The organism is Natrinema sp. SYSU A 869 (assembly GCF_019879105.1).
Classification (GTDB): domain Archaea; phylum Halobacteriota; class Halobacteria; order Halobacteriales; family Natrialbaceae; genus Natrinema.
The window spans coordinates 25,023-39,880 of the sequence record NZ_CP082247.1; the positions used below are offsets into that span (position 1 = coordinate 25,023).

The 14,858-nt window shown below is 64.1% G+C and carries 9 protein-coding genes and 2 pseudogenes; 9 read left to right on the plus strand and 2 right to left on the minus strand.

All coding sequences use genetic code 11. The features are described from left to right. Positions 1 to 84 precede the first annotated feature (84 nt). The 7 genes and pseudogenes from K6I40_RS00085 (at position 85) to K6I40_RS00115 (ending at position 10,922) form a co-directional block, all read left to right on the plus strand. Positions 85 to 1,656 carry a pectate lyase gene (locus K6I40_RS00085; RefSeq protein WP_222912944.1) on the plus strand — a complete coding sequence of 524 codons (1,572 nt, stop codon included), beginning with the start codon at positions 85 to 87 and terminating at the stop codon, positions 1,654 to 1,656. A 71-nt stretch (positions 1,657 to 1,727) separates the two neighbouring features. Continuing rightward, a pseudogene (locus K6I40_RS00090) lies at positions 1,728 to 3,148 on the plus strand (glycoside hydrolase family 4). 89 nt (positions 3,149 to 3,237) lie between these two features. After that, complete coding sequence (locus tag K6I40_RS00095) at positions 3,238 to 4,788, plus strand: glycoside hydrolase family 28 protein (RefSeq protein WP_222912945.1); 1,551 nt, start codon at positions 3,238 to 3,240, stop codon at positions 4,786 to 4,788. A 155-nt stretch (positions 4,789 to 4,943) separates the two neighbouring features. Continuing rightward, positions 4,944 to 5,954 carry an aldo/keto reductase gene (locus tag K6I40_RS00100; protein ID WP_222912946.1) on the plus strand — a complete coding sequence of 337 codons (1,011 nt, stop codon included), beginning with the start codon at positions 4,944 to 4,946 and terminating at the stop codon, positions 5,952 to 5,954. Between the two features lie 131 nt (positions 5,955 to 6,085). Next, entirely contained in the window at positions 6,086 to 7,153 is a 1,068-nt protein-coding gene (locus K6I40_RS00105) for a Gfo/Idh/MocA family oxidoreductase (protein WP_222912947.1), read from the plus strand. A 218-nt stretch (positions 7,154 to 7,371) separates the two neighbouring features. Next, positions 7,372 to 9,807 (plus strand): methyl-accepting chemotaxis protein, encoded by a 2,436-nt coding sequence (locus tag K6I40_RS00110; RefSeq protein WP_255681386.1) that lies wholly within the window; start codon positions 7,372 to 7,374, stop codon positions 9,805 to 9,807. A gap of 131 nt (positions 9,808 to 9,938) precedes the next feature. Further along, positions 9,939 to 10,922 carry a lactonase family protein gene (locus K6I40_RS00115; RefSeq protein ID WP_255681387.1) on the plus strand — a complete coding sequence of 328 codons (984 nt, stop codon included), beginning with the start codon at positions 9,939 to 9,941 and terminating at the stop codon, positions 10,920 to 10,922. A gap of 74 nt (positions 10,923 to 10,996) precedes the next feature. Here K6I40_RS00115 and K6I40_RS00120 read toward each other — a convergent pair whose 3' ends face one another. Beyond that, positions 10,997 to 11,992: a Gfo/Idh/MocA family oxidoreductase gene (locus tag K6I40_RS00120; RefSeq protein WP_222912949.1), complete on the minus strand. Its 996-nt coding sequence runs from the start codon at positions 11,990 to 11,992 to the stop codon at positions 10,997 to 10,999. A gap of 126 nt (positions 11,993 to 12,118) precedes the next feature. On the opposite strand from K6I40_RS00120, the gene K6I40_RS00125 reads away from it, so the two are divergent. After that, complete coding sequence (locus K6I40_RS00125) at positions 12,119 to 12,553, plus strand: PPC domain-containing DNA-binding protein (RefSeq protein WP_222912952.1); 435 nt, start codon at positions 12,119 to 12,121, stop codon at positions 12,551 to 12,553. A 303-nt stretch (positions 12,554 to 12,856) separates the two neighbouring features. On the opposite strand, the gene K6I40_RS00130 is transcribed toward K6I40_RS00125, so the two are convergent. Next, the gene (locus K6I40_RS00130; RefSeq protein WP_222912953.1) at positions 12,857 to 13,123 is read right to left on the minus strand and encodes a hypothetical protein; all 267 of its coding nucleotides are present in this window, start codon (positions 13,121 to 13,123) and stop codon (positions 12,857 to 12,859) included. A 143-nt stretch (positions 13,124 to 13,266) separates the two neighbouring features. Here K6I40_RS00130 and K6I40_RS00135 point away from each other — a divergent pair. Beyond that, positions 13,267 to 14,720, plus strand: a pseudogene (locus K6I40_RS00135) (aldehyde dehydrogenase family protein). Positions 14,721 to 14,858 lie beyond the last annotated feature (138 nt).

The following is a 14,858-nucleotide window of genomic DNA, read 5'->3' on the forward strand; positions in this document are numbered from 1 at the left end:
GTCACTACGGGATTTGATTCTCGATGTATCTGACAGAACGGTAGCAGAATTCACAAGTACCAGTCGCCGTACGGGGAACCTAGGATGTCTGCGACACTGGCCGAGGAGTTCGTCGATGCCGTCCGCCGACACACGGACGCGATTCTGGCGGACGGCCGCGACCGATACGGCGAGACCGAGACCCCGCTGTTCGCCGACGCGATCGATCCCGTCGCCGGCGACGCGGTAGCCTATGACGCCCGCGACGTCGACGCGGACCGGCGGCTGTCGAACGTCGCGACACAACAGGAGTTCCTCCGGACGCTCGTCGCCCTGAGCCGGCTCGACGGCGACGAACGGTACCGATCGGTAGCCACCGACACCGTCGAGTGGTTTCTCGAGAGCCTCACGGACGCCCGAGGGCTCCCCTACTGGGGCGGCCACGTCGCCTACGATCTCGACGCGGACGAGCTGGCGACTAACAAGGACGGTCCCCACGAGCTGAAGTTCGAGTACCCGTTCTATGACCTGTTCTGGGAGGTCGATGAGGCCGCGACCCGCCGGCTCGTCGAGGCGTTCTGGACAGCGCACGTGTTCGACTGGTCGAGACTCGACTTCAACCGCCACGGCGACCTCAACGACTGGCGTAACGACGAGTACGACTACGCCGACGAGACCGACGCGTCGATCGACGACCCCTGGGACCACGAATACGATGGGGGCGACGTCTTCTTCTGGGGGAGCGGACTCACCTTTGTCAACACGGGGAGCGACCTCTACTACGCCGCGGGTCGGCTCGCCGAACTCGATGACGACGACGACCCGCTGCGGTGGGGGCGGCGTCTGGCTCGTCGCTACGTCGAGACCCGACAGGAGCCGGGGATCAGCGGATACCAGTTCAGTCAACACCCGAGTTACTGCAACGGTCCCGAGATTCGGGGCGACCGAGCGCAGTACCAGTTCGCGCCGTATATCCCCGGCGACCACCGCGTGTACGAAGGGACGCTGTTCCGGCCGCGACCGATCGTTCAACGCCGGCAACTGGAACTCGGCGAGCGCCTCGGTGACCGGGGGGACGCGTTCGAGCGGTGGGTGCTCGAGGAACTGCGGGCGTGGCGCGAGGCGGCCTACCGCCCGGAGCGCAACGAGTTCGAGCCGATGTTGACCGACGGGTTCAGTCTGGAGGGATTCGTCATCCGCCGCGAGGGCTATTTCGGTCCCAAGGGTCGCGTGATCGACCCGATCGAGGCCGACGCGGACTTCCTCTGGACGTACGCGACGGCCTACCGGACGGCGGGCGACGACGACTGCTGGCGGATGGCCCGCGACATTGCGCGGGGACTAGCGTTGGGCGACATCGGTGCGCCCGGCGGTGACGGGGTCGACCTCGAGAGCGATCCAGCCCTTGCGGATTACAGGGCAGTGTACGGGTTACTGGCACTCTACGAGGCGACGGATCGCGACACCTACCGCGACGCTGCAGCGCGTATCGGCGAGACCGTCCTCAAGGCGCGCACGAACGACGACGACCTGTTCGTCGACGACGAGGGACGAATCCTCCTTGAGGATCCGGTTCCGCTGTCGCTGTTGCATCTGGCGGCGGCGCTGCGCGGTGATGACCGTTCCCGCCTCCCAACACCGATTGGGGATCGGCGATCGCCCGAGGGCGGCATATAGGGTCAGCAGATGCGGCAGGATTGTTACCAAATGCCAATTCTTTTGACGGATTCCGCCCGCGTAGTATACGCATGCATCAACTCGGTAGTCGGTCGAGAAACGCGACACCCCGTGTGAAGATCGGATACGTCGGAGGCGGAAGCCAAGGCTGGGCACATACCCTCATCAACGACCTCGCGCAGTGCGGTGACATTGCCGGGACGGTGGCGCTGTACGACGTCGACCACGAGGCCGCTACGAAAAACGCCGAACTGGGGAACGAGATCGTCGAGCGCGAGAGCGCCGACGGAGAGTGGACGTTCGAGGCCTATCGCGAGATGGACGACGCCCTCGCTGGCGCCGACTTCGTCGTCTGCTCGATTCAGGACCCGCCAGCGGAGACGTTCGTTCACGACATCGACGTTCCCAAGCAGTACGGCATCCATCAGCCGGTCGCCGACACCGTCGGCCCCGGCGGGATCCTGCGCTCGATGCGGGCGATCCCCCAGTACCGCGAGATCGCGGCGACGGTCCGCGAGCAGTGCCCCGACGCCTGGGTGATCAACTACACGAACCCGATGACCGTCTGCACCCGGACGCTCTACGAGGAGTACCCCGATATCAAGGCCATCGGGCTCTGCCACGAGGTGTTCAAGTTTCAGGAACAGTTCGCCGACATCGCCGAGCGATACGTCGACGAGGCCGAGAACGTCGACCGCGAGGAGGTCCGCGTGAACGTCAAGGGGATCAACCACTTCACGTGGATCGACGAGGCGCGGTGGCGCGGCTACGATCTCGTCCGCTATCTCGAGGACGAACTCGAGGAGCGGAAGCCCCTGAAGGGGTTCGATTCCGGCGAGATGGCCGACGCGTCCTACTGGGTCAACAACTACCGCGTTGCGTTCGACCTCTACGAGCGGTTCGACCTGCTGGGCGCGGCCGGCGACCGCCACCTCGTCGAGTTCGTCCCCTGGTACCTCGACGTCGACGACCCCGAAGAGCTTCACCAGTGGGGGATCCGATTCACGCCGAGTTCGGCACGGCTACCGGACGAGGGACCGACCCAGACCGAACGATACCTCTCGGGCGACGACGAGTTCGAGTTCTCCGAGTCCGGCGAGGAGGCCGTCGACATATTCCGGGCGCTGTTAGGGCTCGAGCCCGTCGAAACGCACCTGAACTACCCCAACGAGGGACAAGTCGTCGACCTCCCTGAGGGAGCCGTGGTCGAAACGAACGCGCTGCTCACCGGTGACAACGTCTCACCGATCACCGCAGGCTCGCTTCCCCCGAGGTTCGCTCGATGGTGATGACTCACGTGACCAATCAGGAGACGCTCGTCGAGGCCGGGGTCGAGGGCGACCTCGATCGGGCGTTCCGAGCGTTCCTGAACGATCCGCTCGTCACGATCGAGCGAACTGCTGCCGAGGACCTGTTCGTCGAGCTCGTCGACCGCGAACGCGAGTACCTCGAGACGTGGAATCTCGAGGAAGCCGATATCCTCGCGGCATAAGGGAGACATCGTTTCCGGCGAGGTCGACGGTCGGTCGTCGGGTCACCACTGGCGCAACGTTTATTCCTGTACTCCGAAATATTCAGACGATGGCAGTACCTAACACGGATTTGTTCGATATTCGCGAGTACGGCGCGCTCGACGATTCGGACGATCCTGATACCGACGCGATCCAGACTGCGCTCGACGAGTGTGCCGAGTCGGGCGGGACAGTGTACGTTCCGCCCGGTACGTACGTGACCGCCCCGCTTCGGGTCGGCGATCACACGACACTGCACGTGGACGCGGGGGCGACGCTGCAGTTCATCGGCGACTACGATGCCTTCCCGACCGTCAAGAGCCGCTGGGAGGGGTGGAACCAGTACGGCTTCCACCCGTGTTTGCTCGTCGACGACGCCGAGAACGTCTCGATCACCGGTCGCGGGACGATCGACGGCGGCGGCGAGTACTGGTGGCAGTTCTACGACGCACCCGATTCCGAGATCCCAGACGGCCTCCAGAAGCGGCTGGCCGAGTTCGAGGCGAAAAACGAGAAACAGGACGACGTCAGCAGCTTCACGCACCGACCGCCGCTGTTCCAGATCTTCGACTCGGAGAACGTCTCCGTCTCCGGCGTGACCCTGCGAAACTCGCCGTTCTGGAACACCCACGTCGTCTACTCCGAGAACGTCACGATCCACGACGTCAACATCGAGAACCCGGCGGACGCACCGAACGGCGACGGGATCGACATCGACTCCTCGCGGTACGTCCGGATCAGCGACACGTACATCAACGCGGGCGACGACGCGATCTGCATCAAGTCCGGAAAGAACGCCGAGGCTCGAGAAGTCGGCGAGCCGGCGTCCCAGATCACCGTCACCAACTGTACCGTCGAGGCGGGCCACGGCGGCGTCGTCATCGGGAGCGAGATGTCCGGCGACGTTCGGGACGTCACCGTCACTAACTGCACGTTCACCGATACGGACCGCGGCGTGCGGATCAAGACCCAGCGCGACCGCGGGGGCGTCGTCGAAGACCTCCGGTTCGATAACATCGTCATGCGGCGAATCGCCTGTCCGTTTGTCATCAACGGCTACTACTTCACCCCCCTCGACAGCGATCCCGAACCGGTCGACGAGGGAACGCCGATGGTACGGAACATCTCCTTTACCAACATTACCGCCCGCGAGGTCGAGACCGCCGGCTTCTTCGCCGGCCTCCCCGAGCAGTACTTCGAAGGGATCTCGTTTAGCGACGTCCAGATCGACGCGACCCGATCGCTCGACGCGACGGACCTCGATCCCGCGATGGCCTACGACTACGAGCAGACCCACGGCCTGTTCTGCAAATCGATCGCCGACATCTCGTTTCACAACGTTCGAATCCGGACGCCCGGCAGCCCGGCGATGCGCTTCGAGGAGACCGAGGACGTGACGATCGACGGCCTGCGCGTCCCGGACGATCAGGCCGCGCCCGTCGTCACCCTGCAAAACGTCGACCGGACGCGCGTCCGCGACTGCGCGCCCCAATCGGAGGGACCGTTCCTCGAGGCGAGCGGGCCGGAAACGCGCGAAATTTCCCTCGCCGGAAACCACGGCTCGCTGGCCGACGACGTCGAGATCGCCGACGACAGCGACGCGACGGTCGACGACTCCTGAGCGGCGAGGCGCGGCCGGGACCGACGACCGTTCGAGCACGGAGCGCGGGACGTCGGTGACGATTGCGGTCCCTTTCTGCCGTCGTGACCGCGAGGACGGATGTGCGCGGTCGGTCCGACCATAGCTTTACTGTGGTGGTCCGTCTCGAGGAGAACATGGCAATCGATCGCGTGTCACTGGGCAGCACCGGGCTCGAAGTGAGCGAACTCGCGCTGGGGACGTGGCGCTTCGGGCGGCGGCTCGTGGACGGCGAGGAGCGCTACGACGCGGAAGGGGTGGTCGAGACGGACGAGGAACGCGCGTCCGAACTCCTCGACGCCTACGCCGACGCGGGCGGGAACTTCATCGACACCGCCGACAAGTACGGCGACGGACGGGCCGAGCGGTGGATCGGCAACTGGCTCGAGGACCGCGACCGCCTCAACTACGTCGTCGCCACGAAGATCCACCGCCCGCGACGGGAGAACGACCCCAACGCACAGGGGCTCAACCGTCGCCACTTGCGCCAGCAGGTCGACACCTGTCTCGAGCGACTGGGAACGGACTACATCGATCTGCTCTACTGCCACCGGTGGGACGACGACACCCCGGCCGAGGAGTTCATGCGCACCCTGAACGGACTCGTCGAGTCCGGGAAAGTCAACTATCTCGGCATCTCCTCGGGCCGTCCCGACGCGTGGAAGATCGTCAAGGCCAACGAGATTGCCCGGCGAGAGGGGTACGAACCGTTCACGGTCACACAGCCGCGGTACAACCTCGTGGACCGGGCGATCGACGCGAACTATCTCCCGATGTGTCGCGATTACGGGCTCGGCGCCGTGACGTGGAGTCCGCTCGCGTGGGGGTTCCTGACCGGCAAGTACCGGCGCGGCGACACGGGTTACGAGGAGTCGACCGCTGCGATAGATAGTCGGTTCGCAGAGCGGTACCTGACGGAGCGGAACTTCGACGCGCTCGACGTCCTCCTTGAGGTCGCGGATGAGGTCGGCGCGACCCCGGCGCAGGTCGCCCTCGCGTGGCAGCTCTGTCATCCCGACATCACGGCCCCCATCGTCGGCGCCAGCACGGTCGACCAGTTGGAGGAGAACCTCGGCGCCGCGGACGTGTCGCTCTCTGACGACCAGTTCGAGCGACTCTCCGCGGCGAAGACGGTCGGTCCCGAGTAGCACAGAACACCGTTCGGTTCGCTACCGGGTATCGCAGCGCCGTCGTCTCGAGGGTACGGCTCTCGGTCGGCCCGCCGACGGACTCCCGCGGAAGCGCCGTCGAACAAAACAATTATAGGGAGTTTGGCTGTATGCGTGACTACGACATGGTCGATTCATCTGCAGCCGATCTCCGCGTTGGACTCGTCGGGCTCGGGAGCCTCGGCGTCCGACTCGGACAACAGTTCAATTCCATACCCGACGCCGAACTGGTCGCGCTCGCCGACGTCAGCGAAGAGAATCTAGTCGAAGCGGGCCGTGAACTCGAGGTGGCGGCGTCGACCCAGTACACCGACTACGAGACGATGCTCGACGAGGAGGCCCTCGACGCGGCAGCGATCGCCACGCCGAACGGGCTCCACTACGACCAGACGGTCGCCGCGCTCGAGCGCGACCTCCACGTGCTCTGTGAGAAACCGCTGGCGACCAGCGTCGAGGACGCCCGCGATCTCTACCAGCGCGATCAGGAGACCGACCGGGTGATGATGCTGGGCTACCAGCGACACCTGAATCCGGCGTTTATCAACGCCCGCCAGCGGTGGGCGGCGGGCGACAACGATCCGACGTTCATCACCGGTGAGATCACCCACGACTGGCGGTCGTACTACGAGAACATGGACGACTGGCGGATGGACCCCGACCTGAGCGGCGGCGGCCACCTCCTGAACGTCGGTTCGCACGTCATCGACGCGATCCTCTGGGTAACCGGCCTCACGCCGACCCACGTCAACGCCAACGTCGAGTTCCACGACGACGAGCAAATCTTCGACAAGCAGTCCTCGATCACCATCGAGTTCGACAACGGCGCGATCGCCAATTTCTCGGATACTGGGATCGTCGCCAGTACCCGCGAGCACATTCACATCTGGGACGACGACGGTGCCGTCTACCTCGAGGGCCGGGAGTGGGACGAGCGCACCGGCTACACGATCGACGCCGAGGGCACCGAGCACGATCAGCACCTCAACTACCACGGTCGCCAGACGAAGGCCGAGGCGTTCACTGAGTCGGTCCTCGAGGGAACCGAACCGCCGATCACGGTCCGAGACGCGTTCCGGACGATGATCGTCACGATGGCCGCTTACGAGTCCGGCCGCGCTGACGAGCGCATTGACCTCGCAGACCGGTACTCGTTCGTAGGCGACGGACTGCTCGACTGAATCGATTACTCTTGTCGACGGGACGTCGCGTCGAGACGCAACCGATTCTCGAGGCCGATACTGCGAGCACGGCCACGGGTTTGACCGACTCCACAGCATGTCACAACGCTATCTGACCATTACTGTCCACCATCATGTATCCTAGCAAGATTTATTTATTATGGAGAATATTTCGAGTTGGGATATGAACGAAGACTGGTCAGTGGAGGCGGTCAGGGGTGAGTAGTGAGAGCTCGATTGGGGGACGACTCGTTCGGACGATCACTCCGTCCGTCGTTCGGCAGCGGTTCGCGTACAAACTAGGTGTATTGCTTCTCATCATCGTCGTTGTATTGGCGCTCGTGGGAAGCGTCGGCTACGTCCGTGCCAATCAATCCGTTACGGACAACGCCGACCAACAGATGCAGTCGGCAGCGTCGCTCCAGAGCGACGCGGTCGGGGACTGGATGTCGGAGATGAAACGCCAGACGAGCGCGATAGCCGCCGACGACGAACTCACACATGATGACGCCACGGCCATCGAGGGACAGTTGTTTGCCAGATCGAACAGTATGTCGCAGACGGTCAGGGCAATCCACGTGATCGACCGCGAGGAGGGGACGCTCGTCGCCTCCGATTCCAAGAGCGCGAGCGGCAAAACGCTCGAGGAAATTGACGAACCGTGGGCAGACGTCTCGCAGTATCAGGACATCAGCGACACGGTATATCAGGTGGACACGAGCGAAACGTCCTTCGAAGCCGCCGACGGCCGTGCCGTCTACTTTGCCACGCCGGTGTTGGACAATGAGGACAGGGTCGTCGTCCTCATCGGCGGTGTCAAAGAGCAAATGCTGGGACTCCACCAGCCGTTCGAGGAGCAACAGACGGCGCTCGTCACCGACGACGACGCCTCGATGGTGGCCGGGTCCGAGGACGAGCCGCTCCCAACTGAGGTAACCGACGGCGATGTGCAACCGGGCATCGAGTCGATCGAAACAATCGAGAGCGACTCACACGTCCACGCGGTCATGGCGATCGTCGGTACCGACTGGCTGCTGGTCACGACGGTCCCGAAATCGGTGGCGTTCCAGACCGCGAACATCGTCGGTCAGTCCATGCTCGGCGTCGTAGGCGTCGGACTGATCGCAGTGCTCGGAATCACCGTCGTCATCGGGCGACAGACCGCAGTGCCGCTCACGCGGCTACGGGACAAGGCCCAGACGATGGAGGAGGGGAAGCTCGATGTAGACCTACAGACGTCCCGAATCGATGAAATCGGACAGCTCTACGGCAGATTCGGATCGATGCGCGACGCATTACGCGACCATATCCGTGAGACCGAAACGGCCCGGCAGACGGCCGAAGCGGCGAAACAGGAGACCCAACGCACCAACGTGCATCTGGAACGCAAGGCCGACGAGTACAGTCAGATCATGCGTGAGTGCGCACAAGGTGATCTCACACAGCGGATGGACCCCGACAGCGACAACGACGCGATGGAGTCGATCGCCCGGGAATTCAACGAGATGATCGGTGCCATTGAGGAGACGACCGCGCACGTCAAGCAGTTCGCAGCCGAGGTTGCGGCCGCCAGCGAGGAAGTGACCGCCAGTTCCGAAGAGGTCAGAAACGCAAGCGAGCAGGTCTCTGAGTCCGTCCAACGGATCTCCGACGGCGCGGAGCGCCAGCACGAACACGTCGAGGAGGCGACGAGCGAACTGAACACGCTCTCGTCGACGACCGAAGAGATCGCGTCGTCCTCCGACGCGGTGGCGGATATCGCCGAACAGACCGCCACGGCCGGCAACCGTGGACGAAAAGCGGCCAATCAGGCCGCCGAGGAGATGACCGTCGTCGCCGACGATACCGACGACGTCGTCGAGCAGTTCGAGCGCCTCCAGCGGGAGATTGAACAGATCGACGAGCTGATCGAGTTTATCGACGAAATCGCCGAGCAGACCAACATGCTCGCGCTCAACGCCAATATCGAGGCCTCCAGAACCCACGACGAGGACGGCGATGGGTTCGGTGCCGTTGCCAAAGAGGTAAAGCAACTGTCACAGGAGACCAGAGAAGCGACCAACGAGATCGAACAGCAGTTGACGACCTTGCAGGCGGCGGCCGACGATGCCGCCACGGTCGTCGGGCGGACGAGCGAGCAGGTCACCAAGAGTGTCGGCACCGTCGAGGACGCCGTCGACGCGCTCGAGGAGATCGCCACCTACGCAGAGCGGACCAACGAAGGAATCCAGGAGATCAGCACGGCCACCGACGATCAAGCCGTCGCCGTCAGCGAGACGGCCGGCGTGGTCGACGACGTCGCGACGATCAGCAGGCAGACGTCCCAGGAGACGGAATCTGTCGCCGCGTCCGCTGAGGAACAGACGTCGGCGCTGACCCAGGTTTCGCACAACGCCAGCCAACTGGCCCAACAGGCCGTGCAGTTGAGCAACACCCTCGACCGATTCGACACAGCGGTCGACATCGAGGACGACGGGATCGTCGCTGACGAACTGCAGGACGCCGACGTCGATGTCGACGAGGCGACCGACGACCTCGGAGAGGGATCCGAGGATGAAGTGTTCGAATACGTCTCTAACGACGCGTCCGACGATGCGTCCGGGGACGCTGACGCCGGCGCGGACGGGCAGTCACACCCCGCCCCCGACGAGTAAGCGACCCGGTGGGCGAGTCGGTTCCGGTGCAACCAAGGGATATCCGCTCGTTCCGTTTAACCGTGGCTCAACGGCGTTCGCAGCTGACGTTTGTCTGTTCGGCCGGGAGCAACGGCGACGGCATTGTCACCGTGGAGGTAACACCCGACGGAACGCTGACCGAACGTGCACGCACACCCGCGGCGAATCCGATGTTTCTGGCGGTTCGTCCCGACAGCGAGACCCTCTACGCGGTCGAGCGCGTCGACGGCGGGCGCGTGTCGGCCTACCGAATCGATGCCGAGAGCGGCCGACTCACACGGCTCAACGGTCGCTCGAGCGAGGGTGGCGGTCCCTGTTACGTCAGCGTCGACGCGACTGGCCGCTACGCGTTTGTCGCGAACTATCAGGGCGCGACCGTGGCGGCGTATCCAATTGCGGACGATGGCCGACTCGGCGAGGCCGCCGACGTCGTCCGCCATGAGGGCTCTGGCTCCGACCCGGAGCGGCAAGCGGCCGCGCATCCACATGCAATCGCACCCGGCCCGGAGAATCGGTTCTGTTACGTCCCGGATCTCGGCACTGATCGCATCGCAATCTATCGTCCTGACGAGTCCGGCGCGCTCCGGCCGGCCGAGGCCGGGCCGGTGACCGCTAGCGCAGGCGCGGGACCGCGTCATATCGCCTTCCATCCGACTGATCCCTACTGTTACGTCGTCGACGAACTCGACTCAATGGTGAGCGCGTACGAGCGCGACCCCCAAACTGGCGGGCTCGCGGCGATCGATCGGTCGAGCACCCTGCCGGCCGCGTTCAACGGAGACAACGAGCCCGCCGATGTCCACGTCCATCCGTCCGGCCGGTGGGTGTACGTCTCCAACCGGGGCCACGACAGCGTCGCCGTCTTCGCGGTCGACCCGACGACGGGTCGCCTCGAGGCCGTCGCTCACGAACCGACGCGTGGAGCGACGCCCCGTGATATCGCGCTCGCTCCTGACGGTGAGGTGCTGCTCGCAAGCAATCAGCACGGCAACGCGGTCGTGGGCTTCGCGATCGACGAGACCGGACGCCTCGAGCCGATCGCGGAACTCCCGGTGCCGAAACCGGTCTGTGCGAAGTTCCTCGAGTCGGCGTGACGCCGGATTCCGGTCCCCTGTGACCGACTGTTCGGACGATGTCCGTCGAGCTTCGCCGGACGGAGTCCCGCTCGTCAGGTGTGGTCCTGCAGATCGCGCACCTCGTCGACGTGTACGGGGCGATCGAGAGTAGCCGATGCATAGGCGGCGAGGACGACCTCCACGGCGTCGCGGGCGTCCCGACCGCTGACGATCGGCTCGCGGTCCTCGCGGACTGCCGCGACGAAGTCCCGAATCTGTCCCTCGAGTCCTGTCCCACAGGGCGGTTCCGCGAGTTCGGGGTCGACTTCCTCGTCCTCGAGGACGAACGTTCCCGAGTTGTACGAGCCGTCGGTGCCGTTCAGTTCGACGCGTTCGTGCCCGCCGCGGACGCCGGTCGTGGCCTCGACTGTGCCGCGTGCGCCGTTCTCGAATCGAAGGCTGACGACCGCAACGTCCTCGCACTCCATCTCGTGGGCCAGCGTCGCTGTCTCGGCGGTCACGCGCTCGATTCCGCCGGTCAACCACTGGAGCAGGTCGACGAAGTGGATCGCCTGCTGCATGAGGACGCCGCCGTCGAGGTCGCGGCGACCGTGCCAGTGGTCCTCGTAGTAACGCTGCGGGCGGTGCCACTTGACCGCCGTGTCGGCCAACAGCAGGTCGCCAAACCGTCCCTCCTCGACCCACTGTCGGGCGGTCCACCGCTCAGACGTGAAGCGCCGCTGGAAGATCCCGCCGAGACGGACGTCGTTGCGATCGGCGGCGTCGATCATCCGGTCGACGCGCTCGAGAGAGACGTCAAGGGGTTTCTCCGAGAGGACGTGAATCCCGGCGTCAGCGGCAGCGACCGTGATTTCGGCGTGGGTCCCCGAGGGCGTACAGATACTGACCGCATCAAGGGACTCCGCCGCGAACAGTTCCTCGTAGTCCGTGTATCCCGTCGCGTCGTAGGCCGTCTCGAACGGCGCAATCGACTCCTCGCTCCGTGCCGTGCCCGCGACAACCTCGGCGCCGTCGATGGCCGCAACCGCATCCGCGTGGTTGCTGCCGTACCCCGTCGCTCCAACGATCCCGTATCTAACAGTCTCCATGAGATATCGTATCGACCGCTCGGCCGTACTTCAAATTTGGTACCAGTACGTCGATCGTCGCGTTGGTATCGCCACCGCCTGCCGCGGCGTCAAGGTTTATTCCGACGGCTGTCCCACGATGTGCACATGGAATCGTTCGAATCCGACGACGGACACGTAATCGTCCGTCTCGATCGCGGCGACATGGCACTCGAGTCGATCGAACAGGCCTGCGAAGAGCACGATGTCGACACCGGTGCCGTCGTCACCGGTATCGGCACGTTCAGCACGCTGAATATCCACTATGTCGATCGAACGGACCTCCCCGACGACCAGGCCGACCGCAACGTCGACCTCGAACTCGAGGGAGCCTGGGAGGTCACCGACATCAACGGTGTCATCGCGGACGGCGAACCGCATCTCCACGTGACCGCGTTCGACGGCGACCGAACCGTCGGTGGTCATCTGGAATCGGGCTGTGAGATCAACGTCCTCGGCGAGATAACGATCCAGAAGATCGACGGGCTCTCGCTGGAGCGACGGCCCGGCGAGCGAAACGTGTCACAGCTCACCTGTCGCTGAGGTGGCGTTCTGAAGTGCCGTTTCCGAGCGTATCGTAGTCGATGGGGAGCGGAGCGGCTCCACCACGGAAGTCACCGAGGTGATCCCGATCGGGTCATCTGAGGGCGTGAATCGCTCGTCGGATTCAGCGCCACGTTCGGTCCCGCTTTCGGTTGGTACCTACCCGTTCTCGGTGGACACCTCTGACGGTCGTTGGAAGAGGTCACCGTCCACGTCTTCTAGAGAGGTCGAGTGTCTCTTGGAAAACCGAGGCCCTGTCCGTTGGGGATGGTCCGTGCTCAGGGTTTCATCAACAGTCGCCCATCAGCGCCGTCGCCACCAGATAAAGCTGTAGAGGCCCAGTCCGACGAGGATTAGCCCGGATCCCCAGACGGCGAAGATCGCCGACCAGATGCCCATCAGTTCGCCCTCTCCTCCGATGCTTGCCCCGTTCAAAATCGTGCCCAGCGCGACGATGACGGCGCCCGCCGCCGCGATTTTCAACAGGAGGGAGTCGATGATCGGATCGAGAACCGTTTCTCGAAATTGGGACGTCGTTTCCGGATCGCTTGCTCGCTGCGTGGAACCCATTACCATGATGGTTTGCTTCACCCGTATAAATTAGTTAGGGTTCGTCACACCGAGCCGACGCCGTCAAGCCCGTCGTCACTGGCGCTGGTAATATTGCCGGAAGACCAATCTTCGTATGGAGAAGAATGGAATAGCTAGTTTGAATGTCGACAGCGCACCGTAACTACGTTGATGGAGAGTGGGTCGAATCGCGTTCCGGCGATACGTTCGAGGTACTGAATCCTGCAAACACGAACGAGGTCGTTGGGGAGTTCCAGTCCTCCTCGGCCGCGGACGCCGAGGAGGCGATCGAGGCCGCAGTCGCCGCCGAGGACGAGTGGGCGTCAACACCTGGCCCGGAACGGGGAGCGATCCTTCAGGAAACGGCACAGATCCTCGAAGAGCAAAAAGACGACCTGACCGAGACGCTGACCCGCGAAGAGGGCAAGACGCTCGGCGAAGCCGGCGGTGAGGTCCAACGGGCGATCGACATCTTCTACTACTACGCACAGAAGGCCAGCGATCTCGGCGGCACCGTCAAGTCGCCCAGCGGCACGGACAAAGACCTCTTTACCAAGCGCGAACCCCTGGGAACAGTCGCGCTGATCACGCCGTGGAACTACCCCATTGCGATCCCGGCCTGGAAGCTCGCACCCGCGCTGGCGGCCGGCAACACGGCCGTCCTCAAGCCCGCCTCGGCGGCACCGACCGTCGCTGTGAAACTGCTCGAGGCACTCGACGAAGCGGGACTTCCCGACGGCGTTGCGAACCACGTCACTGGCTCCGGGAGCGAAATCGGCAGCGTGCTGACCGATCACGAAGGTGTCGACGCTGTCTCCTTTACCGGCTCAACGGCGGTTGGGACCGCCGTCGCACAGGCCGCTGCAGACGATCTCAAACGCGTCCAGTGTGAGATGGGCGGAAAGAACCCGACGGTCGTGATGCCGAGTGCCGACGTCGACGAGGCGGTCGACATCGTCAGTGCCGGCGCGTTCGGCGTCACCGGCCAGGCCTGTACCGCCTGCTCCCGGGCGATCGTTCACGAGGATGTCTACGACGAGTTCGTCGCAGGCGTCACCGACGACGCCGAATCGATCGAGATCGGCTCCGGCCTCGAGGACGTCGACATGGGCCCCCACGTCACGAACAGCGAACTGGAGGGCACCCTCGAGTACGTCGAGATCGCCGCGGAGGAAGACGGCGCGACTCTCGAGACCGGCGGCGAACGGCTCACTGGCGGCGAGTACGACGACGGCTACTACGTCGAGCCGGCCGTCTTCTCGGACGTGACCAACGACATGCGCATCGCCCAGGAGGAGGTCTTCGGTCCGGTACTGGCAGTGCTGAAGGTCAGCAGCTTCGAGGAGGGCCTCGAGGTCGCCAACGACATCGACTACGGACTCTCGGCGAGTATCATCACGCAGGACCTCACCGAGGCCAACCGGTTCGCCGAGAACGTCGAGTCGGGCGTCGCGAAGGTCAACGAGAAAACGACCGGACTCGAACTGCACGTCCCTTCGGCGGCTACAAACAGTCCTCGACGGACACCTACCGCGAACAGGGCGACGCCGGCCTCGACTTCTTCACGTCGACGAAGACGGTCTACATGAACTACTAGTCGACCACCGTCGACCCGTCTCAGAGCGATCCGTTTTTGTTTCGATTCCGTTCGGCGGACGGATCTGCCGTTCGGACCGACAGGCGTTCAGTTCAACAGCGTTCAGCTCGACGCCGGTCCCGTTCATAGCCGATCGCT